At 67.0% G+C, this 21,395-nt stretch carries 16 protein-coding genes; 10 read left to right on the top strand and 6 right to left on the bottom strand.

The annotated features are described in order from the left end of the window. Window positions 1–3 precede the first annotated feature (3 nt). Genes KBW95_RS09805 through KBW95_RS09795 form a run of 3 tightly spaced genes read right to left on the bottom strand, consistent with a single transcriptional unit; the run spans window position 4 to window position 2,703 of the window. Window positions 4–825, bottom strand: coding sequence for a hypothetical protein (locus KBW95_RS09805; RefSeq protein ID WP_373888781.1), 822 nt, complete (start codon window positions 823–825; stop codon window positions 4–6). Next, a complete protein-coding gene (locus KBW95_RS09800; protein ID WP_211528127.1) occupies window positions 803–1,540 on the bottom strand; it encodes a hypothetical protein in 738 nt (245 codons plus the stop codon). Before KBW95_RS09800 ends, KBW95_RS09805 begins: the two co-directional genes overlap by 23 nt. Beyond that, window positions 1,540–2,703, bottom strand: coding sequence for an exo-alpha-sialidase (locus tag KBW95_RS09795; protein WP_211528126.1), 1,164 nt, complete (start codon window positions 2,701–2,703; stop codon window positions 1,540–1,542). The genes KBW95_RS09800 and KBW95_RS09795 overlap by 1 nt, the downstream gene beginning before the upstream one ends. 273 nt (window positions 2,704–2,976) lie before the next feature. Between KBW95_RS09795 and KBW95_RS09790 the strand changes: the two genes are divergently transcribed. After that, window positions 2,977–4,059: an MBL fold metallo-hydrolase gene (locus KBW95_RS09790; RefSeq protein WP_211522657.1), complete on the top strand. Its 1,083-nt coding sequence runs from the start codon at window positions 2,977–2,979 to the stop codon at window positions 4,057–4,059. On the opposite strand, the gene KBW95_RS09785 is transcribed toward KBW95_RS09790, so the two are convergent. From KBW95_RS09785 to KBW95_RS09775, 3 genes are read right to left on the bottom strand one after another with little or no spacing between them, the layout of a single operon-like run. Then, the gene (locus KBW95_RS09785; protein WP_211522658.1) at window positions 4,056–5,165 is read right to left on the bottom strand and encodes a metallophosphoesterase; all 1,110 of its coding nucleotides are present in this window, start codon (window positions 5,163–5,165) and stop codon (window positions 4,056–4,058) included. The two genes, KBW95_RS09790 and KBW95_RS09785, sit on opposite strands and share 4 nt — an antisense overlap. Before the next feature lie 4 nt (window positions 5,166–5,169). Next, window positions 5,170–6,873, bottom strand: coding sequence for a single-stranded-DNA-specific exonuclease RecJ (recJ, locus tag KBW95_RS09780; RefSeq protein WP_211522659.1), 1,704 nt, complete (start codon window positions 6,871–6,873; stop codon window positions 5,170–5,172). After that, window positions 6,870–7,889, bottom strand: a complete 1,020-nt coding sequence (locus KBW95_RS09775; protein ID WP_211528125.1) for a hypothetical protein — start codon at window positions 7,887–7,889, stop codon at window positions 6,870–6,872. The genes recJ and KBW95_RS09775 overlap by 4 nt, the downstream gene beginning before the upstream one ends. 156 nt (window positions 7,890–8,045) lie before the next feature. Between KBW95_RS09775 and KBW95_RS09770 the strand changes: the two genes are divergently transcribed. The 9 genes from KBW95_RS09770 to KBW95_RS09730 all read left to right on the top strand — a co-directional run bounded on the left by KBW95_RS09770 (window position 8,046) and on the right by KBW95_RS09730 (window position 21,392). Continuing rightward, a complete protein-coding gene (locus tag KBW95_RS09770; RefSeq protein WP_211522661.1) occupies window positions 8,046–9,326 on the top strand; it encodes a lipoprotein-releasing ABC transporter permease subunit in 1,281 nt (426 codons plus the stop codon). Window positions 9,327–9,369: 43 nt separating this feature from the next. Next, on the top strand, window positions 9,370–10,635 hold the full coding sequence (locus KBW95_RS09765) for a lipoprotein-releasing ABC transporter permease subunit (protein ID WP_211522662.1): 1,266 nt from the start codon (window positions 9,370–9,372) through the stop codon (window positions 10,633–10,635). Continuing rightward, window positions 10,628–11,323, top strand: coding sequence for a lipoprotein-releasing ABC transporter ATP-binding protein LolD (gene lolD / locus KBW95_RS09760; protein ID WP_211522663.1), 696 nt, complete (start codon window positions 10,628–10,630; stop codon window positions 11,321–11,323). Before KBW95_RS09765 ends, lolD begins: the two co-directional genes overlap by 8 nt. Before the next feature lie 2 nt (window positions 11,324–11,325). After that, on the top strand, window positions 11,326–12,129 hold the full coding sequence (locus tag KBW95_RS09755; RefSeq protein ID WP_211522664.1) for a TatD family hydrolase: 804 nt from the start codon (window positions 11,326–11,328) through the stop codon (window positions 12,127–12,129). A gap of 171 nt (window positions 12,130–12,300) precedes the next feature. Continuing rightward, a complete protein-coding gene (locus tag KBW95_RS09750) occupies window positions 12,301–15,177 on the top strand; it encodes a type VI secretion system Vgr family protein (RefSeq protein WP_211528124.1) in 2,877 nt (958 codons plus the stop codon). Beyond that, window positions 15,174–16,883, top strand: coding sequence for a triacylglycerol lipase (locus tag KBW95_RS09745; RefSeq protein ID WP_211522666.1), 1,710 nt, complete (start codon window positions 15,174–15,176; stop codon window positions 16,881–16,883). Before KBW95_RS09750 ends, KBW95_RS09745 begins: the two co-directional genes overlap by 4 nt. Then, window positions 16,880–18,604, top strand: a complete 1,725-nt coding sequence (locus tag KBW95_RS09740) for a T6SS immunity protein Tli4 family protein (protein WP_211528123.1) — start codon at window positions 16,880–16,882, stop codon at window positions 18,602–18,604. The genes KBW95_RS09745 and KBW95_RS09740 overlap by 4 nt, the downstream gene beginning before the upstream one ends. Window positions 18,605–18,643: 39 nt before the next feature. After that, complete coding sequence (locus KBW95_RS09735) at window positions 18,644–18,979, top strand: hypothetical protein (RefSeq protein ID WP_211522668.1); 336 nt, start codon at window positions 18,644–18,646, stop codon at window positions 18,977–18,979. Between the two features lie 64 nt (window positions 18,980–19,043). Next, a complete protein-coding gene (locus KBW95_RS09730; protein WP_211522669.1) occupies window positions 19,044–21,392 on the top strand; it encodes a DNA internalization-related competence protein ComEC/Rec2 in 2,349 nt (782 codons plus the stop codon). Window positions 21,393–21,395: the final 3 nt, after the last annotated feature.

Genomic DNA, 21,395 nt, shown 5'->3' with positions numbered 1-21,395 from the left:
GGTTTATGCGCCGGTGGCGCCGACGCCCGCGCTCAGCAGCCAGGCCACGAACAGCAGGAATACCAGCATCATCGCGAACAGGGTGCTCAAGCGGCGGCCGTCGTTCGCGTTCTCGAACAGCGGTGCGCGCCTGGTGGCCACGCCCACGAAATAGGCGCCGAACACGGTCGCCAGGTAGTGCACGGCGCCGAACATTTCGCCCAGCTCGCCCTTGCGCGGGTGGTCGATCAGCAGGTGCGACAGGATCACCAGCACCAGGTAGGGGATCGACGCGGCCAGCGGCGGCAGGTAAAGGCCGAAACGCTCGACGAAGTCGCGCACGGCCGGGCGCGAGCGCGCCAGCAGCGGGAGGACCAGGTTATGAGTCAGGCCCACGATCACGATCAGCTTGAGGATGACGTTCTTGTGCAGGCTGCCGCTGCCCACGGCCAGGTTGTGCAGGTTGGTTTCGGCCTGGCGGTTATTCTGCAGGAAGAAGTCCGGCGACTGTACCTGCAGCACGCGCTGGAACCAGCTGATTTCCTCGATCGCCGCGAGCGCCACCACCACGCTCAGGCCGCCCAGGGCCAGGAGTTCGAGGCGGCCGGCGCCAGGCTGGCGGGCGCGTTCGACGGTCGCGAAGGCGAGCAGGCCGGCGATCACGGTGAAGCAGAGGAACTGCATCCATTCGACAATGCCGTCCTCGCCCAGCAGGCGCCACAGCTGCTTCGGGTCCGGGCCGGACCAGGCGACCGCCAGGCCCAGGACGAATACATTGACGGCGATGCCCGTGGCGATGGCCGGATGGGTGAGCCAATTCCTCTTAGTTGCTGCTGACGTTACCACTTCTGTGCTCCTTGATCGGTGAATAGGTGTCGATGCCGGCCGCGCGCAGGGCCGGCAGGTCGGCGGCCAGGCCAGGGACCGGCTGGCGTTGTGTGTTCAGCGGGCGGCGGCGCAGGCGGCGCAGGCCGGCGGCGGCGACGGCGATCACGGCCCAGCCCCACAGCAGCGGGTCGATGACCGCATCCCAGATGTTCCCGGTCGGCAGGCGCAGCAGGGAAAACAGCAGGAAGGCGCCCAGCAGGGGCAGCGCCTGGCGCTGGTTGCGGCCGCGCACGATGGCGGCGGCGCAGGCGATGGTCGCCAGCACCGCCAGGACCGGCACGCTGGCGGCGGAGAAGCCCGCGTAGTAATAACCTTGCGAAATCAGGCCGAAGGCATCCAGGTAGAGCGCGGTCCCGGCGATGGCCAGCGGCGCGGCCAGGCCGGTCGGGAGGACGCACACGGCGCGCATGCCGCGCCGCCGGTCCAGCAGCTTGAGCAGGCAGCAGGCGGTAAGCAATCCGCTCGGATACTGGAAGGCCAGGCCCAGCGTCCACGCCGGCGAGGCCTGGCCCGGCAGGACGGCCAGCAGCACAATCAGGCCGAGCGCCGCCAGCGGCAGGCGGCGGCTGCGGCGCCAGGGGCCGGGCGCCAGGACGACCAGCACGGTGGCGAGCACGATGGCCCAGGCCAGCCGTCCGTAGATCATCTGCCAGGTCAGGTCGGGCAAGCTCATCAGATTGTGTCTCCAAGCGAGATGCGGTAGCGGTGGTGGGCGATCGACTGGCGCTGGTGGGTATAGGTGACGTGCAGCTCGTCGCCGACCTGCTGCATGGTCGGGTAGGAGAACTCGTCGCCGGCCGGGCCGCGCGCGACATCGGCGACGGTGCGCCAGGAATGGCTGTCGTTCGAGATCGACAGGCGCAAGGTGCTGCGCGAGGAGCCCCCCGCTTCGACCGGGTTGTGCAGCATCAGGAACTGCCCGCTGCTCAGGCGGATGACCGCCAGCGAGGTATCGTGGTTCGCCATGTTCAGCGGCGGCTGGTCTTCCCAGCTATGGCCGCCGTCGCGGCTGGTCACGTGCTGGACGCGCTGTTCGTCGCTGGCGTCGCGCATCCAGGCGCGCACCTCGGTATTCGATACCGGCACGATGGCCGGCTGCAGGGCCGTGGTGCGCTCGCCGATGCGGCCCAGCCAGGTCGGGTCGCCTTCGGCGTCGAAGGCCATCAGCATGGGGTACTTGATGCCGATCTCGAAGTAGACCGGCAGCCACCAGCCGCCGTCGCCGGTGCCGACCGGATTGGTGCGCACCAGCACACTGGTATTGAACAGAGGCGACATCGGCAGTACGCGCTTGACGTCGAAGCTGGCGCCATGGTCGGCCGAGATCATGTGCGCCACGCGCGAGGCGGCCCAGCCGCCCAGGCCGGTGGCCACGACATAGAGGTGGATGCGGCCGTCGCGGTCGGTCCAGGCGACCGGATTGCCGATGCGGCGCACGCCGAAGCCGAGGGCTTTGCCGAGCGAGGCGCGGCTGGCGACTTCCCAGGGCGGGCTCCAGCCGCCGTTGTGCCAGCGCGACGCATACACCTTGACGTCCGGGCCGCTCTCGCGGCTGCCGGCCCACCAGAAGGCGAGCATGCGGTCGCCCGCGAGGGCGGTCAGGGCGCTGGCGTGGGCCGAGGGGACGCCCTGCGGCATCGGGATGTGGGAGCGCGAGAGTTCGGACAGCGCCACCCGGCCGGATGACACGGCCTTGGGGAGGGTCGGGACGGCCTTGGAGCGGGCCACGTGGGCCCAGCGGAGCGCTTCGGCGCCGGCGACGACCAGGACGGCGAGGGCGCAAGCGAATACGGTCCAGCGGTAACGGCGTGACTGCAGGTTCTGGTGACGCTCCATACTCTTCCAGTAGCGGAAACCTTCCCGGTAGAGCAGGATTCCTAACGTTCACATGACCGGCGCCGCTTGACGGCAAGCTGTGCGGGCCGCTTCGCAGGCGATCGAGCCGGGGTCGCCGAGCTCAATATTCCCGCGAAAAAATCGCTATCCTACAGGAAATTGATAGCGCTGAACAACGCAGAATAAGGAAATGTGCGGAGGAATATGACATGCTGGCAAGCCCGGTTCGCGAGCTGACGTATACTCGTGCTTTTTTACCAATCCTTGCCGCCCATGCGCACCACCATGATCGTGCCGGCGCTCGTCGCCGGACTCCTCGCCAGCGGTTGCGCGAACGTCAATCCCTATTATGACGACGCCAAGCCTCATCACCGGCGCGACGGTTTCGTGAACAACTATCCGTCCAACCCGGCGTACCGGCGCCCGCAGGCCGGCTTCGTGGAGGGCTGGGCGGCGCGCATCAGGAACTGGACCTCGGACGGTTCGGAGCGCCTGCCGCTGGCGCCCATCCCGACGGTCGCCCCTGACCTGGACTTCATCCACGCCAATGCCGCGGAGCCGGCGCTGACCTGGATCGGGCACGCCAGCTTCCTGTTCCAGACCGGGAACGGACTCAACATCCTGACCGATCCGGTGTTCGAGGAACGCGCCTCGCCGCTGTCCTTCGCGGGGCCGAAGCGGCACCAGCCACCGGGCCTGGCGCTCAGCCAATTGCCGCGCATCGACGCGATCCTGATCAGCCACTCGCACTACGACCACCTGTCGCAGGCCTCGCTGCGCGCCCTCTACCGGCAGAAGGGCGGAGCGCCGCTGCTGGTGGCGCCGCTGGGCGTGGACGTCTGGCTGGAACAGAACGTGACCGACGGCGACCGCTCGCGCATCGTGCGCCTGGACTGGTGGGACAAGACCAGCCTGCGCGGGCACGAGATCCAGCTGCTGCCGGTGATGCACTGGTCGGCGCGCACGCCCTGGGACCGCAACGCCACGCTCTGGGGCGCCTACGCCGTCACGCGGCCGGGCTTTTCCTTCTTCTTTTCGGGCGACCTGGGCTATTCGCGCGATATCCAGGACATCGCCGCCCGTTTCGAGGGTTTCGACCTGGCGGCGATCGGGATCGGCGCCTACCAGCCGGTGTGGTACCGCAACTCCCACGTCAGCCCCGGCGAGGCGGTGCGCATTCACCGCGAGCTGCGGGTGCGGCGCAGCGTCGGCATGCACTGGGGGACCTTCCCGATGGGCCAGGAGCGACTCGACCAGGCGCCGCGCGACCTCGCCGACGCGCGCCGCGAGCAGGGCGTGGCCGACGACGCCTTTTTCGTCATGAAGATCGGCGAGACCTACAGGCCGCAGCGCTAGCGTGGGGCGCGCAGGGTAATCTTGAGCATCTCGCCCGGTTTCCAGAGGCGCATGCGCGGGCCCCAGCTGCCGGCGCCGCGGCTGATGATCAGCTGCAGGTCCTGGATGCGGTGGGCGCCCACCACCTGCGGAAAGCGGCGCTGCACCGCATAGTTGAAGGGCCAGATCTGGCCGCCGTGGGTATGCCCGGACAGCATCAGGCCGATGCCGTGCGCTGCCGCGCGCTCGATCACGGGCGCGGCCGGGATGTGGGCCATCAGGATGGCCGCGCCCTCGGCCCGCGCCGGATAGAGCCGGTCCAGCCCCGACAGGATGTCGCCGCCGCGGCGCATGCGGCTGCCGATGTCGTCGAGGCCGGCCAGGTGCAGGCCGGGCAGCAGCTCGACCCGCTGGTCGCGCAGCCAGTGCACGCCGCCCGCCTCGAACTCGGCGATGGTGCCGGCGGCGTCGCCATAGTATTCGTGGTTGCCCGTGACCGCCCACACGCCGCGCGGGGCGCGGATGGCGCGCAGCACGCCGGCCAGGCGCGGGTCGGCGGCCGGTTCGTCCTCGACCTGGTCGCCCAGCAGCAGCACGGCGGCCGGGTTCTGGGCGTTGATGCGTTCGACCACCTGTTCCATCCACGCGGCGCGGCGCTGGGCGCCCAGGTGGATGTCGCTGAGCGCCACCAGCACGGTGCCGTCCAGCTGTTGCGGCAGGCCCGGCAAGACCACCTCGTGCTCGACCACCACCGGCGTGCGCACCGCCTGGTAGATGGCGAAGCCGCTCACCAGGGCGCCAAGGACGGCGGCGCCGGCGGTGAGCTTGCGGTTATGGGGCCGCCACCAGGTGCCGAAGCCGGTGGCGATGTCGGCGATGAGCAGGCACACCGACATGACGAACACGATGCCGAGCCAGGTCATGGCGAACTGGCCGGGCCACCAGCGCCAGTCCATGGCCTCGTCGCCCAGATGGACGCCGCCCAGGTAGACGAGCCAGACCAGCAGCCCGGCCAGGGCCCAGGCGCCCGGCTTGAAGCGGGAGCGAATGGCGTCGATGCGGTACAGGCGCGCGAGCACGTACAGGTGCATCAGCGAGCCGGCGACGTTCAGGACGATATTAAACATCCGGTTAGGCCGGTTCCGCGTGTTCGACCAGCAGCTGGACCTTGGTCACGCCGTTGTATTCGTTGGCGTCCAGGCGGAAAGCCACGCGCGCGCGCTCCGGCAGGCTCTCGTTGTGGCCGAACCAGATGGCGTCGTAGCGGCGGCCGTTCTTCTCCAGCAGCAGCTTGAGGTGGCGTTCCTTGAGCACGCGCTGGCTGACCACGCGGAATTCGTCGCAGAACACCGGCGGCGCGAAGCCCTGGCCCCAGACCTGGCCGTCGCACAGCTCGATGAACTGGGTCGAGTAGTACTCGTCTTCCAGCGGGCCGTCGGTCTCGATGATGCGTTCCAGCTGGGCTTCCGTGAGCCAGGCGCGCCCTACGGCCTCGAAGGCTTCCGAAAAGTGCGGGAAGGCGTCGGCGCGGATCGACAGGCCGGCCGCCATCGCGTGGCCGCCGAACTTGTCGATCAGGCCGGGCACGCGCTTGGACACCAGGTCGAGCGCGTCGCGCAGGTGGAAACCCGGAATCGAGCGTCCGGAGCCCTTGATCCAGCCCTCGCCGGCCGGGGCGAAGGTGATGGTCGGGCGATAGAATTTTTCCTTCAGGCGCGAGGCGACGATGCCGATCACGCCCTGGTGCCAGCCTTCGTCGAACACGGCGATGGTGCTTGCGCCGGAGGGCTCGAAGCTGTCCAGGTGGAGCAGGGCGGTATCCTGCATCTCGGCTTCGATCTCGCGGCGCTTGAGGTTGATCTCGTTGAGCTGCTGGGCGATGGCCCAGGCCCGCCCTTCGTCGTCGGTGACCAGGCATTCGATCCCCAGCGACATGTCTTCCAGCCGGCCGGCGGCGTTCAGGCGCGGACCCAGCGCGAAGCCCAGGTCGAAGGGCGAGGCGCAGCGCGCTTCGCGCCCGGCCACACGGAACAGGGCGGCCACGCCCGCATGCATGCGGCCCGCGCGCATGCGGCGGATGCCCTGGGCCACCAGGATGCGGTTGTTGGCGTCCAGCCTGACCACGTCGGCCACCGTGCCCAGCGCCACCAGGTCGAGCAGGCTGTCGAGCTTGGGCTGGGTCTGGGCGTCGAACACGCCGCGCCGGCGCAGTTCCGCGCGCAGGGCCAGCAGCACGTAGAACACTACGCCGACACCGGCCAGGTGCTTGCTGGGGAAGCCGCACTCGGGCTGGTTGGGGTTGACGATCACGCGAGCCGGCGGCAGCACCTCGCCCGGCAGGTGGTGGTCGGTGACGACCACGTCGATGCCGCGCTCTTTTGCCTCCAGGACGCCGTCGATGCTGGCGATGCCGTTGTCGACCGTGATGATGATGTCCGGCGCCTTTTCGCGCGCGGTCAGCGCCACGATCTCGGGCGTCAGGCCGTAGCCGTACTCGAAGCGGTTGGGCACGATGTAGTCGACCCGGGCGCCCATCGCGCGCAGGCCGCGCAGCGCGGTGGCGCAGGCGGTGGCGCCGTCGCAGTCGTAGTCGGCGACGATGGTCATCTTCTTGCCCGCGCCGATCGCGTCGGCGAGGAAGACGGCGGCGGCGTCGATGTGTTTCAGGCCGCTCGGGGGCGAGAGCGCGGCCAGCTCGCTGGCCAGCTCGCGCGGGTCTTCCAGCCCGCGCGCCGCGTAGATGCGGGCCAGCACGGGATGGATGCCGCCCTGGCGCAGCAGTTCCGAGGTACGGAAGGGGCAGGGACGGGTGGCGATGCGGGTCTTGATGCTCAAGTCAGTCGTTCCAATGTGGGACGGCGCCAGAAGCTGCGCTGGGCCATGCCGGTAGTCGTCGATTCAAGGAGGCCTTCACGGCTGCTCAGGACCAGGCGCAGTTCGCGCACCCGGCCCTGCTTCACGGCCGCGAGCAGGGGCGCGAACAGCTGTTCTTCCAGCTGCTGCATGGCCATCACCCAGCTGCCCCAGTCGGCCGCGATGGCCGCCTCGGCCAGGTTGCCGGCCACCAGCATGGTGTCGTCCCGCAGCGCGCCGTCGAGTTCGTGCAGGCCGGCGAGCCGGCGCGCGCCGAGCGCGGCCAGCCAGCCGGGCGCGGCGTAGGTCGTCAGGTGCGCGGCCCGGTCCGCTGCCGCTGGCTGTGCCGCGCCCCACAGCCAGAAGGCGTTCACGGCCGGCAGGCGGCGCGCCTCGCGCGCGGCGTTGACCGGGTGGGCATGCCACAGCATCTGGACCTCGTTCTGCAGGCGGCGGTAGGCGATGGCGCGCTCGCCCTTGGGCATGAAATCGATCAGGTCCATGCCGACCGCCGTGTCCGGCGTGGCGGTATCCAGCGCCGCCCAGTCGTCGGCGCGCAGGAACCAGGTCTGGGCGTCGCCGTAGACCAGCGGATGGCCGGCTTCCTCGCACAGGGGGCGGGCGGCCTCGAACAGGGCGCGGCTGTCGTCCTCGCTCAGGGCCAGGTGGCGCAGGTCGGCCATCATCAGGTGGCTGCGCGCAATCTGGATGTGGGCCGGGTTGACGATGAACCAGGTGCCGTCCGCCGGGTCCAGGCCGAAGCCGCGCATGGCCGCGCCGGCGAAGGCAGGCTTGCCGTCCTGCCCGGCGCCCAGGGCGCGCGCCAGCCACTGCTCGTGCGGCAGGGCGCGCACGTCCTCGCTCACCGGCACGCGCGCGTGCTGCGAGGTGCGCGTGAGCAGGGCGGCCAGCCCGGGGGCGTTCAAGGCGCGCACCAGGTCGGGAGCGAATTCGGGGAGGGGCAGTGCGTAGGGCAGGACGAGCGTGATCTTGGACATCCCTCTATTTTAGGCCAAACGGGGCCCGGACGAGAACTGCGGGGAGGTTTTCCGGCACCTGCTTGTTACTCGTATAATCTGGTACTTTTAACAATTCATGCCAGGTAAGGGGTTTGTCTGGCAAACTGCGGGGTTGACGACCCTGAACCGGATTTCATGAGCACCACCCACAAGTTTCCCTACGAATGGCAGATCGGCCTGCGCTACACCCGCGCCGGCAAGCAAAGCGGGCGCAACCGCTTCATTTCGTTCATCTCGATGGCCTCGGTGACCGGCATTGCGCTCGGCGTCGCCGCCCTGATCGTGGTGCTGTCGGTGATGAACGGCTTCACCAAGGAAGTCACCAACCGCATGCTGTCGGTGGTGTCCCATGTCGAGGTCTACGACGTCCACGGCGCCATGAGCGGCTGGCGTAGCTCCACCCGGGAAGCGCTGCGCAACCCGGCGGTCGCGGCCGCCGCGCCTTTCCTCGACGCCCAGGCCATGCTGCTGAGCGGCGAAGTCATGAAGCCGGTGCTGCTGCGCGGCGTGCTGCCGCAGGACGAGGCCAGGGTGTCGGACGTGAGCCGCCATATGCGCCAGGGCAGCTTCGATGCCCTGCAGCCGGGCAGCTACAAGGTGGTGCTGGGCAGCGCGCTGGCGAAGGCGCTGGATGTGGGCGTGGGCGATCGCGTGACCCTGCTGCTGGCCTCGAACGGTGTGCCGGGGATGCCGGGCGCCGCATCCGATGCGCTGCCGCGCACCCGCGCGCTGGTGGTGGCCGGGATCTTCGAGGCCGGACACTTCGAATTCGATTCCTCGCTCGGCTTCATGCACCTGAACGACGCCGAGGGCGCGCTGGATGCGCCGGCCCCGACCGGCATCCGCCTGCGCCTGAAGGACCTGCACCAGGCCCCGCAGGTGGCCGAGGAACTGCACCGCAGCATGTCGGGCGACCTGGTGCTGCGAGACTGGACCAAGGTCAACTACATCTGGTTCGCGGCGGTCGAGTCGCAAAAGCGCATGATGTTCATCATCCTGACCATGATCGTGGCCGTGGCCGCCTTCAACCTGGTGTCGACCCTGGTCATGACGGTGCGCGACAAGCAGGCCGACATCGCCATCCTGCGCACCCTGGGCGCCTCGCCGGGTTCGATCATGAAAATCTTCATGGTGCAGGGCACCCTGGTGGGCCTGCTGGGCGCGGCGCTGGGCGTGGTGTCCGGCATCCTGCTGGCGCTCAACGTTGGCGCGATCGTTTCAAGCATCGAACAGCTCTTCAACGTACGCTTCCTGTCGCAGGAGGTCTACCTGATCGACTCGATTCCGTCCGAGCTGCGCTGGGGAGACGTGAGCTGGATCGGCGGGGTGGCGGTGCTGCTGTCCTTCCTGGCGACGATCTATCCGAGCTGGTCGGCCTCGCGCGTGAAGCCGGCCGAAGCGCTGCGCTACGAGTGAGGCCTATGGCAAACTGCGCTCTGCAACAAATATTCAGGAAACCATGAGCTTTATCCAGACACTGCCCTACGAATGGCTGGTCGGCCTGCGCTATACGCGCGCCGGCAAGCGCAGCGGGCGCAACAGCTTCATCTCCTTCATTTCGCTGATTTCGGTCACCGGCATCGCGCTCGGCGTCGCGGCCCTGATCATCGTGCTGTCGGTGATGAACGGCTTCCAGAAGGACGTCACCGACCGCATGCTGTCGGTGCTCGCCCACGTCGAGGTCTTCAACGAGGAAGGCGGCATGCCGGACTGGCGCGCCGCCGCGCAGAAGGCGGGGCAGCACCCGGCCGTACGCGGCGCCGCGCCCTTCGTCGAGACCCAGGGCATGCTGCTGCGCGACGGCGCCATGCGGCCTTCAGCCATCCGCGGCGTGCTGCCGGGCGAAGAGGAGAAGGTGTCGGACGTGGCGCGCCAGGTGGTCCAGGGCAGCTTCGCGGCGCTGCAGCCGGGGCAGTTCAACATCGTGCTGGGCGACCTGCTGGCGCGCGCGCTGAACGTGGGCGTGGGCGACAAGATCACCATGCTGATGGCGCATGCCCAGACCACGCCGGCGGGCATGCTGCCGCGCACCCGTTCCTTCACCGTGGTCGGCATCTTCAAGTCCGGCCATCCGGACTTCGACGCCTCGTTCTCCTTCGTGCATATCGAGGATGCGCAGCGCATGGAGCGCCTGCGCGCCCCGGCCGGGCTGCGCCTGCGCATAGCCCAGGTGCGCGACGCGCCCCAGGTGGCCGAGGAACTCAAAACCACCTTGCCGGCCGGCGTGGTGATCCGCGACTGGTCCAAGCTCAACGCCAACTGGTTCGCGGCCGTGCAGACCGAAAAGAAGATGATGTTCATCGTGCTGACCCTGATCATCGCGGTGGCCGCCTTCAACCTGGTGTCGAGCCTGGTGATGACGGTGACCGACAAGCAGGCCGATATCGCTATCCTGCGCACGCTCGGCGCCTCGCCCGCATCGATCCAGAAGATCTTCATGATCCAGGGCGCCGTGATCGGGCTGCTCGGCACCGTGGCCGGCGTGCTGCTGGGCGTGCTGGTGGCCCTGAACATCGACGTCATCGTCCCCTTTATTGAAAACCTGCTGGGAGTGCAGTTCTTGTCGAAAGATATCTACCTGATCAGTACCGTTCCGTCCGAGCTGCGCTGGCCGGACGTGGCCCGCATCGGCGTCGTGTCGGTGCTGCTGGCCTTCGCCGCCACGCTCTATCCGAGCCGCTCGGCGGCGCGCGTGAAACCTGCGGAGGCGCTGCGCTATGAGTAACACGTCCGCACCGGTCCTGGCCTGCCGGGCCTTAAGCAAGACCTTCAAACAGGGCGACTACACCGTGCAGGTGCTCGACCGCATCGACTTCGCCGTGCACCGCGGCGAGCGCGTGGCCATCGTCGGCGCGTCCGGCTCGGGCAAGTCGACCCTGCTGCACCTGCTGGGCGGCCTCGATACCCCGAGCACCGGCAGCGTCACCCTGCATGGCGAGGATTTCGCAACCCTGTCGGAAGCGCGCCGCGGCGAGCTGCGCAACACCTCGCTCGGCTTCGTCTACCAGTTCCACCACCTGCTGCCGGAATTCTCGGCGCTGGACAACGTCATGATGCCGCTGCTGATCCGGCGCGAGCAGCGCGACAGCGCCATGCAGAAGGCCCAGGCCATCCTCGAGCGCGTGGGACTGGGCAAGCGCGTCATCCACCGTCCCGGCGAGCTGTCGGGCGGCGAGCGCCAGCGCGTGGCCCTGGCGCGCGCGCTGGTGACCCAGCCGGCCTGCGTGCTGGCCGACGAACCGACCGGCAACCTGGACCACAGCACGGCCCAGAACATCTTCGACCTGATGCTTGAGTTGTCGCGCACCCTGGGCACCGCCTTCGTGATCGTGACCCACGACATGGAGCTGGCGCGCCGCTGCGACCGCGTGCTGCGCCTGACCGAGCACGGCCTGCAGCCGCTGGAGGCCTGAACATGTGGATCGACACCCACTGCCACCTGGACGCGCATGAATTCGGCGGCGATGCCGTCGGGGTCGCGCGCCAGGCCGGGGAAGCAGGGGTGTCGATGATCGTGCTGGTGGCGGTCGACCGCGGGAACTTCGCCACCGTGGCCGGCCTGGCGGCGCGCATTCCGAACGCCTGCTATGCGCTGGGCATTCATCCGATCTTCGTGCCGCAGGCGCAGGACGAGGACCTGGCCGCGCTGCGCGCGGCGGTCGAAGCAGCCATGGGTGATCCCAAATTCGTGGGCGTGGGCGAGATCGGACTGGATTTCTTCATCCCGATGCTGTGCGAACCGGCGATGCGCGAGAAGCAGGAACGTTATTTTCGCGAGCAGCTGCGCATCGCGCGCGACTTCGGCCTGCCGGCCCTGATGCATGTGCGGCGTTCGCAAGACCAGGTGCTCAAGCACCTGCGCCAGATCACGCCGCCGGGCGGCATCGCGCACGCCTTCAACGGCAGCTTCCAGCAGGCGCAGAACTTCATCGACCTGGGCTTCCACCTGGGCTTCGGCGGCGCCATGACCTTTAGCCGGGCGCTGCAGATCCGCCGGCTGGCCGCCGAGCTGCCCCTGGACGCGATCGTCCTGGAAACCGACGCCCCGGACATTCCTCCGGCCTGGGTGCATCCGGGCCGCAACAGCCCGGAGCAGCTGCCCGCCATCGGCGCTACCCTGGGCGGGTTGCGCGGCCTGTCCGACGACGAGGTGAGGCGCGCGACCCACCGCAACGCCCTGGCGGCCATCCCCCGGCTCCAGGGGCTGACCGGCCTCTGAGGCGGATTCGGAACGGGCTCAAACGGCGCGCGCCGACCACGTCAATACAGGGAAGTTCACAAAATTTCAGCCGGATCGCCATGATCCGAAGCAAGTTGTAAATCCTGCTGCTCTGCCAAGATGTTTACTCCGCTGCGACAGCGGGGCCATTTTCCCCAACAGGAGAGACACTTGGACAGCGCGAGCGAATTCCTGCGCATGCTACAGCACGAGAAGTCGCTGACGACCGCCCACCGGCCCATCCGCCTGCGGCTCGGGCATGCCGACCACCTCGCCGATGAAGTCCTGCTGCCGCAGCGAGTCAGTGGCTGCGAATCGGTGTGCGGGGGCCTGGAATACGTGGTCACCTGCGTCGCCTCGACGCCGCGCCTCCCGCTCAAGGAACTGATCGCGCTTCCCGCCGAAGTCCAGCTGGTGACCGACCGCGGCCAGCTGCGCGGCGTGTGCGGCATCGTGGCCGAGGCGAGGGCCGGCGACTACGACGGCGGCCTGGCCGTCTACCAGCTGGTGATCCGCGATGCGCTGGCGATCATGGAAAAGCGCATCAACAGCCGGGTGTTCCGCTACCAGAGCGAGCTCGATATCGTCCAGGTCCTGTTCGAGGAATGGAGCCGCTCCAACGGCGTGATGGCCAGCGCCTTCGACTACGAACTCGACCCGTTGTTCGACATGCGGCAGTTCCCGGCGCGCGAGCAGACCATGCAGCACAACGAATCCGACGCCGCCTTCGTGCGCCGCCTGCTCAAGCGGCGCGGGGTGGCCTGGTATTTCCGTCCCGGCCTGGCCCGCTCCGGGCGCGGGCGTTCCGGCCGCGAGCAGGAAGATGGGATCGACCCCGAGCGCGCGGCGGTGCCGGCGCATACGCTGGTGCTGTTTGCCGACCCCAACTCGCTGCCCCGCAGCGGCGCCGGCAGCGTGCGCTATCACCGCGACGACGCTACCGAAGAACGCGACACCATCGTTTCCTGGTGCGCGGCGCGCCGCCTGCAGCCGGGCAGCACCACGCGCCACAGCTGGGACTACCGCAACCCGCTCGGCACCCAGTTCATGACCTCCTCCGCGCGCAGCATGGCCGACCAGGGCCGCAGCGGCAACGAGCTCGCGGCCAGCCTGGACGACTACGTGGTCGAGATGCCGCACGCCGGCAACGACGTCGAAGACCACTGGCGGCTGGGCCAGGTGCGCATGAACCGGCACGAATTCGAGACCAAGTGCTTCCATGGCGAGGGCACGGTACGCGACCTGCGCGCGGGCGAATACTTCAGCCTGAGCGGCCACCCGGAAATCGACGCCCATCCGCCGGCCGAGCGCGATTTCGTCGTGACCTCGCTGCGCATCGAAGCCGAGAGCAATCTGCCGGGGGACGTGGCCACGCGCGTGCGCCGCCTGATGGGGCCTTATCGCGACACTGGGGCGCAGATGCTGCTCGACGGGCGGGGCGACCCCTTGGCGAGCTCGCGGGCGCGCGTCAGTTTCGACGCCGTCCGGCGCGGCATTCCGCTGGTCCCCGCCTTCGACCCGCGCTTCGACCTGCCGCATCCGCAGCTCCAAAGCGCCATCGTCACCGGTCCGCCGGGCGAGGAAGTGCATTGCGATGGGTTGGGGAGGGTGAAAATCCGCTTTCCCGGCATGCGTGCGCAAGACCATCGGCAAGCGCATGGCGCCGGAGCGTCCGACACGCCGGCCGACTCGGCCTGGGTGCGGGTGGCCTCAAACTGGGCCGGGAGCGGTCCGGGCAGCAAGCAGCAATCCGGGACGCTCGCCCTGCCGCGGGTGGGCAGCGAGGTGCTGGTCGCCTTCCTCGGCGGCGACCCTGACCGGCCCGTGATCCTGTCCCAGCTCTACAACCAGCGTTCCCAGCCGCCGGCCCTGAGCCGCCTGGGCGAATTGCCCGGCAACCGCTATCTGTCCGGGATGCGCAGCCAGGAAGTGCGCGGCACGCGCGGCGGCCAGCTGATGTTCGACGACACGCCCGGCCAGATCGGCGTCCAGCTGGCGAGCGAGCATGCGGCCTCCGAGCTGAATCTGGGCTGGCTGGGCGAACCGCGCGCCAACGGCCAGGCGGCCCCGCGCGGCGAGGGCGCGGAGCTGCGCAGCGACAAGTCGGTGGCGGTACGCGGCGGGGAGGGCGTCCTGATCAGCGCCGGCGGCAAGGCCGGGGATGGAGGCGGCCAGCTCGAGCGCAGCGGCCTGGTGGGTATCGGCGAAGTGATGCAGGGCGTACTGGAAGAACTGGGCAAGCTGGCGGCCGACCACGGCGAATACGAGCAGGCCAGGCCGCGCCTGGCGGAGCTGGTCGACAAGCTGCGGCGCTGGGATGAAGGCTCGAACCTGGCCCCGGCGACGACCGGCAAGGGCGGCCAGTCGATAGCGGCGATGACGGCGCCGGCCGGCGTGATGCTGGCAAGTGAAGACAATATCGCACTGGGCGCCCGGAACAAGATCGACCTGGTCTCGGCCGGCGACACCGAGGTGGCGGCCGGGCGCGGCCTGTTCCTGCGCGCCGCCAGGGCATTAAACCTGTTCGCCTACGAACTCGGGCTCAGGCTGATCGCGGGGCGCGGCAACATCGTGGTGCAGACCGACAAGGGCGATATCGAGATCAAGTCATCCGGCCGCATCAGCCTGATCGCGGCGAAGGGCATCGACCTGGAGGCGCCGTCGGTGAAGGTGGTCTCGCAAGGTACCCAGACGGACTGGGACGGCGGCACCATCACCCACCAGAGCAGTGGCAAGCACGTGATCAAATCGGGAGCGGTCGACTACCTGACCGGCGGCGCCGGTTCGCCGGTCGGGCTGAAGCTGCCGGCGACCTCACTCGAGACCGACGAGCGAGTGATCGTGATCGACCGCCAGACCGGCATGCCCGCCAAGGGGCGGCGCTACGTCGTCCGCCACGAGAACGGCACCACCATCGAAGGGGTGACGGACGACGAAGGACGCACCGGCATCCTCCAGACCTATGCCATGGGCGATGTCGAAATCCGCCTTCTACCGGACGACAACCCGGAGAACGACCCCAGTCCCCCCGATGCGGGTCAGGCATGAGCGAGCCGACCCGCCCACTCCACCAGCCGAGAGTCGAATCCGACGGTAGCCTGGTGGCGCACAGTGTTGCCACGCCCACCTCCTTCAAGGTGAGGGCGCGGGTGACCGTGGGCTCGCGCAAGGTGATACCGGTGATCTTTGTGCCGGGGATCATGGGGTCGAATTTGCGGTTTCGCAGAAACCTGGAACCGCAGACAGGGTCAACGGTGAAGCCTGGCGAGGCGGCATGGCGTCCTCCCAATGGATTGATCGACGGGTATCGCGCAATGACGCTCTGGTCCGAGCGCGATCCCGCTCAGCGACAGCGCATACTCAATGCAGGTCTTCTGGAAGTTGATCCGGAGGGTGACCTTGACTATCACGGATCCTTGCTTGACGAACACGTGATGCGCGAACGCGGCTGGGGTGAAGTACATGCAGCGTCTTATGGGACTGTGTTGGTCGAGCTCCAGCGGCGCCTCGATAAGACATATGAACGCTCCACCACGACCGGTAAACGCGAAGTGAGATCGTATTGGAAGCGCGTCATGCAAGTTTCTCCTGATCGTTGGGGTGTCCGCAGCATCGACAAGATTACAGAGGCCGAGCTGGAAAAATACGCGGCTTACCAGTATCCGGTTTATGCCTTTGGGTATAACTGGCTCGAATCATGCGAGGTCTCCGGCCAGCGGCTCCGGAAGCGGATCGAGCAGATCAAGAAATTTTGGAGCGAGCGTAAGCATGACTGTCGAAAGGTAATTCTTGTAACCCATTCGATGGGGGGACTGGTAGCACGCGCCTGCGCGCGAATGCATGAGTCGACCGACGGCGAAGACCCGGACATCGCTGGCGTGATTCACGGGGTGATGCCTGCGCTGGGAGCGCCCGTTGCGTATCGACGGATCGCCTGCGGCACTGAAGGCGGAAGCTTCACCAATCAATTGATGGACAACATCAATGCTGCAGCATTTGCTGAGATTGCTGGTGAAACAGCCGCAGAGACAACGCCGGTGATGGCTCTTGCCCCCGGCATACTCCAACTTCTCCCGAACCATCTGTACCCCAGGCCCTGGTTACACATTAAAACAATACGGGCAGTTAACCAGAAGGATGAAGTACATGATCTGCTTGCCCTCCCGGATGAAAATCCCTACGACTTCTACCGGGACATGACATCGTGGTTTCGCATGATTGACCCAGGACTGGTCGATCCGGCGAAGCTGTACACCAAGAGCCCCGGCGGGATCGTACGTCTGGTTCGGGAGCGGATCGACCAGGCGGAGAGATTTCACACAAGATTCCTTGCCGTAGAGCGTGACGCGGCAAAGCCGGGAACGCCGTATTACCATCCAAATACCTACGCTTTCTATGGCGCTGACGCCGGGCTCAAAACGTATGCTCGCATTCGATGGGTGGCGCGCCTTCCGGCCAGCACCCGCGGGGTGATTACACCTGCGAACGTCCGGAAGGCTAAGTTGCTGGCGGCCAGCCGGGAGGGAATGCGAGAAGTCGCTATCGAAACCGATCTTCGCCTGCGGTTCGCGGTGTGGCCGCAGGACAGTCACGGGGATGAAACTGTCCCGGTGGAGTCCGGTGCGGGACCGAAACCACATGTGCGCCAGGTGTTCTCGGCAGCGGGATTTCGCCATCAGGAGAGCTACTCGCATAGTGACATGCTGCTGTTGACACGGCACCTGATCGTCAAGATTGTTCAGGGCATGCAATGAAGTGGCTTGGCAGCCGAAGGATTCGATGGATTGGCGGTCTGGCAGCCCTTGCGATGGGCCTGGTCTCCTGCTTCGCCAATTCGGTTCAGATCCTCCAAGATCAGCAGAAGGTAGCAACGATGAGTACAAAGATGAAAACCATTTGTGTAGGCCGCTTCCTCGTCGATCTCCCAGTGGAGGCCCAGGTCAACATCAGTCATGGCTACACGGGAGGTTTTCACCTGTCCAGCGTTAGTGAAGAGTCGGACGGCGACTTTGCCGCCAGAATCCAGAATCTTGAAGATGAGTTTGCGGCGGCCCGAAGTGAAGATGGCAGGCCATACTTGCAATCGGCGAAATTTTTCAGGAATGGAAGCGCACAAGGCAAGGTATTCGTGTACAACCGCCGCCGGGGAGAGACGCTCGTCAACAATAAGGTGGTGGAGCTTGAAGATGTCAGTGTCCAGGGTCTGATACGTTTTGAAGGGCTAAGTGTTATTGCAAGTGCCGATTACATGGCCTTGGATGTCGGAGAAAGACTGGACCGGCTACTGCGTCAAATTCGGCCGCTCGATGGAAATGAACTGCCACGCGAGAGGGGTTTCTGTATAGACCACGCGATCGTGTCCGATCCCATCGACGACGCGGATACCGAAAAAGTGGTCATGTTCGCGGGTTTGCCCGGCCATCCCGATGTAAATATCGTGCTCTCATCGATGGCCGGCACCGACCCGGCACCCGGCCTCCTGGAGCGCCACGCAAGATCCGCCGAACGGCTACCTTTGTTCGTGCGCATGGCATCCACGGATCTGCGTGCAGGAAAGCGAATCGTTAACGGCTTGACCGGTGATGAAGTCGGCATTCGCATACGGGAGCCCAACTTCACGACAGGCTACTCCTTTAGATGGGAAATGCGCGGTAAACAGGACGACATTTACGCCCCCGTGTTAGCGCTGGAACTGGTATCCGGCGCTAACCCCGTCAATGGCGGTAAGCCAGTCCAGTCGACCTTATCGGAAGACGCGATGACTGCGCTTTGGGAGCGCGTCGTGAGCAGCATACGGATTCGCCCGACCGAACCGCGCAGGACCACCGTCGCGGCCGAAGCTTCGGCCGCACTCGGGACCAGCGTGCTGGCTGGAGACGTATGTCCTGAGACAGGGTGGTGGAGATGTGCTGAAGGTGGGCATGGCACAGGAGTTTTTGGCGGCGAGCGGCAGTTCCTCAAAAAAGGGCAGCGCGTGCCCCAGGCGCTATTGCTGCCTCCGGCGACCCTGTGGCAGCGCTTGCGTGGAATGCAGCCGAGCTACGAGAGCGCAAACCGCACGACGTGGACATTGGCTGACAAGCGAAGCAACAAACGGGTCCCGTCACCTTGCGGACTTGAGCAAGCTCTGCCAGGGCCGGAAGCAGGTGCCGTTCCCGCTGGTGCCAGCCCTGCCGCCAGCATTGAGGCGCCAATTGGTAGCGTCGCGAAGACCGGGGCCGCTTGCCCGGCGAGCGGATGGTGGTGCTGCGAGGACGGTCATGCACTCGACGGGACACGCTGGTTTGCAGCAGGTAGCCTGCTCCCTGCCGCAACGTTCCGTACTCAAGTGCACGGCCATGGTGCCGGCCAGCCTGGGTTGATTCATCGTCGAAGCGCCTGGCAGTTGGTCCGCCATGCTGAGGCCCCGGCGGACGGCGGCGCGCCAAGTTCAGAGGTAGGCCTATCTGGTCGACATAAGCCACGGGCCTCATAGCGCGGCCTGCAACGAATGCGGAAGCATATGGAGCGGGGGATGGCCTTGCTTAGTAAGCGGCAACGACGCTGGATCGAAGTAATCTCGGTGGCGTTCGTCATGCTTGGCTTCGGACTCCTTAGTTCGCTGAGGGCCGCCGAGGACAACCGTCAGGCAGAGCAAATGACCGGTTCGATGAAGGTCGTATGCGTGGGGCGCTACTTGATCTATATTCCGGCCCAGGCAAGCTTCAGTTTGGGTCGAGGGTTTGTGGGTGGATATGCCATACCGACTTCTTTCCTCGAAACGGACGATGAGTTTGCAACGCGTGTGCGTCAATTTGAAGCTGAGCTTTCCAGCGCGCGTAATGGGCACGGTGGCCTGAGTCTTGCATGAACGCGACCTCCAGCTGCACTCCCCTGATCTCCGTGGATCGGGATCGCTGATCTGATGCGACCAGATGCGCGTCGCTATCCTCGCATTCCTGGGCGGCGCCTGGTTTCTGCAAACCAGACCGACGCTGCCTGAGCTGACAGTCCTCGTAAGTTGCTTGTTGGTAGCAGTTTTGGCTCTACTTCTTCGCGGTCAAGCCCGGAGTAGTCTGATTGGTTTCCTGCTAGGTTACACATGGGCCTGCGCGATTGCGTTGCACACACTGGATAGCAGCCTGGCGCGTTCCGACGAAGGCCGCGACGTCGCTATCGTCGGCATGGTCGACAGCCTCCCGCACCGCTTCGAAGGCGGCGCGCGCTTCCAGTTCCTTATCGAACACGTGGAAACACCAGGCGTGCGCGTGCCTGGGCGGGTCGCGCTTTCCTGGTACGGCCAGGCGGCGAGCGATCCGCAACTGGTCCGGCCGGGCGAGCGCTGGCGCCTGGCCGTGCGTCTCCAGCGCCCGCACGGCAATGCCAATCCCCATGGCTTCGACTACGAGGCCTGGCTGCTGGAGCAGGGCATCCGCGCGACCGGCTATGTACGTCCTGCAGGCCGCGGCAACCGTCGTCTCGACGCCTGGGTCCCGGGTCCGCGCAACATGGTGGAGCGAACCCGCGCGCTGCTGCGCGACCGGATCGCCGCAACGCTGGCCGGCAAACCCTACGCCGGCGTGATCGTCGCCCTGGTGATCGGCGACCAGCGCGGCATCGCGCAATCCGACTGGGATGTTTTCAACCGCACCGGCATCAGCCACCTGGTCTCTATCTCCGGCCTGCACATCACGATGCTCGCAGGCCTGGCCGCATGGCTGACGTCCTTCCTGTGGCGGCGCTCCTTCTTCACCTCGGCGCAGCTGCCGCTGTATTTGCCGGCCCAGAAGGCCGCGGCCCTTGCCGGTGCAACGACGGCCTTGCTCTACGTGCTGCTGGCCGGCTTCGGCGTCCCAGCCCAGCGCACCTTCTACATGCTCGCTGTCGTCGCCGTCGCGCTCTGGGTGGGGCGCGTCACGGCGGCCTCCCATGTCCTTTGCCTGGCGCTGGGCGTCGTGGTGCTGCTCGATCCGTGGGCAATGCTGTGGCCCGGCTTCTGGCTCTCGTATGGCGCCGTGGCCGCCATCCTCTACGCCAGCGTCGGCCGCCTGGAGCGGAAACAGCCCGGATGGCGCGGCGGGCTGCTGCTGGCGGCACGCACGCAGTGGGCCGTGACCGTGGGCCTGGTGCCGCTCACCTTGCTGCTGTTCGGGCAGGTATCGCTGGTAAGTCCACTCGCGAATGCGGTCGCGATCCCCGTCATCAGCCTGTTCGTGACACCGCTCGCCCTCCTGGGCAGCGTGCTGCCCAGCCCCCTGGCTGGATGGGCCCTGGGCGCGGCGCATGGCGCCGTGGAGCTGCTGGCGGGATGCCTGGGATGGCTGGCCGCGCCGCGTCTCGCCGTGTGGAGCGCCCCTGCGCCGGCGCCGTGGATCCTGGTCCTGGCCCTGGTCGGCGCCGCTTGGTTGCTGGCGCCGCGCGGATGGCCGCACCGCTGGGCGGGGCTGGCGGCGTGGACGCCGCTGCTGACCCAGCTGCCATCGAGTCCGCCGGCGGGGGAATTCAACGTCACCGCCTTCGACGTCGGCCAGGGCATGGCGCTGCTGGTCGAAACCCATCGCCACCGCCTGCTCTACGACACCGGCCCCCAGTACGCGCCGGGCGCCAACGGCGCAACCCGCGTCATCCTTCCCTTTCTGCGTGGCCGAGGCATCGGAAGCCTGGATACGATGGTGGTCTCGCACAGCGACATCGACCATTCCGGCGGGGCGGCCGACATGCTGGCGACCTTGCCGGTGACCGATCTGCTTTCCTCGCTGCCGCAGTCGCATCCGGCGGTGGAAGCGGCGCGGCGGCACACACGCTGCGGCGCCGGCCAGCAATGGCGCTGGGATGGCGTCCTGTTCGAAATGATCGGCCCGGAAACGGCCAGCTACGCCGACCATACGCTCAAGCCCAACGCGCGCAGCTGCGTACTGCGCATCAGCGCCGGCGGCAAGGCGATCCTGCTCGCGGCCGACATTGAAGCCGTGCAGGAAGCCGATCTCGTACGCCGCTCGCCGCAGGCCCTGCGCGCCGACGTGCTGCTCGCCCCGCACCACGGAAGCGGCACCTCGTCCACCATGGCCTTCTTGCAGACGGTCAAGCCCACGCTTGGGGTGTTCCAGGTCGGCTATCGCAATCGTTATCGCCATCCAAAAGCCGAGGTCTACGCGCGCTACGCCGACCTGGGCATCCGCCGCCTGCGTACCGACGAAACCGGCACGGTGACGCTCCACTTCGGCCAGGCGCTGTCCGTGACCGAGCACCGGCGCGAACACGCGCGCTATTGGCACGGGCGATAGACA

The organism is Massilia sp. ZL223, from assembly GCF_018119395.1.
GTDB lineage: Bacteria > Pseudomonadota > Gammaproteobacteria > Burkholderiales > Burkholderiaceae_D > Telluria.
This window is presented reverse-complemented; position numbering and strand designations above follow the sequence as displayed.

Coding starts and splice junctions, on each gene's coding strand:
- KBW95_RS09730 (WP_211522669.1), top strand. CDS start 19,044: ATGCGCGTCGCTATCCTCGCATTCCTGGGCGGCGCCTGGTTTCTGCAA.
- KBW95_RS09770 (WP_211522661.1), top strand. CDS start 8,046: ATGAGCACCACCCACAAGTTTCCCTACGAATGGCAGATCGGCCTGCGC.
- lolD (WP_211522663.1), top strand. CDS start 10,628: ATGAGTAACACGTCCGCACCGGTCCTGGCCTGCCGGGCCTTAAGCAAG.
- KBW95_RS09745 (WP_211522666.1), top strand. CDS start 15,174: ATGAGCGAGCCGACCCGCCCACTCCACCAGCCGAGAGTCGAATCCGAC.
- KBW95_RS09800 (WP_211528127.1), bottom strand. CDS start 1,540: ATGAGCTTGCCCGACCTGACCTGGCAGATGATCTACGGACGGCTGGCC.
- KBW95_RS09775 (WP_211528125.1), bottom strand. CDS start 7,889: ATGTCCAAGATCACGCTCGTCCTGCCCTACGCACTGCCCCTCCCCGAA.
- KBW95_RS09755 (WP_211522664.1), top strand. CDS start 11,326: ATGTGGATCGACACCCACTGCCACCTGGACGCGCATGAATTCGGCGGC.
- KBW95_RS09795 (WP_211528126.1), bottom strand. CDS start 2,703: ATGGAGCGTCACCAGAACCTGCAGTCACGCCGTTACCGCTGGACCGTA.
- KBW95_RS09790 (WP_211522657.1), top strand. CDS start 2,977: ATGCGCACCACCATGATCGTGCCGGCGCTCGTCGCCGGACTCCTCGCC.
- KBW95_RS09765 (WP_211522662.1), top strand. CDS start 9,370: ATGAGCTTTATCCAGACACTGCCCTACGAATGGCTGGTCGGCCTGCGC.
- KBW95_RS09785 (WP_211522658.1), bottom strand. CDS start 5,165: ATGTTTAATATCGTCCTGAACGTCGCCGGCTCGCTGATGCACCTGTAC.
- KBW95_RS09735 (WP_211522668.1), top strand. CDS start 18,644: ATGGCCTTGCTTAGTAAGCGGCAACGACGCTGGATCGAAGTAATCTCG.
- KBW95_RS09740 (WP_211528123.1), top strand. CDS start 16,880: ATGAAGTGGCTTGGCAGCCGAAGGATTCGATGGATTGGCGGTCTGGCA.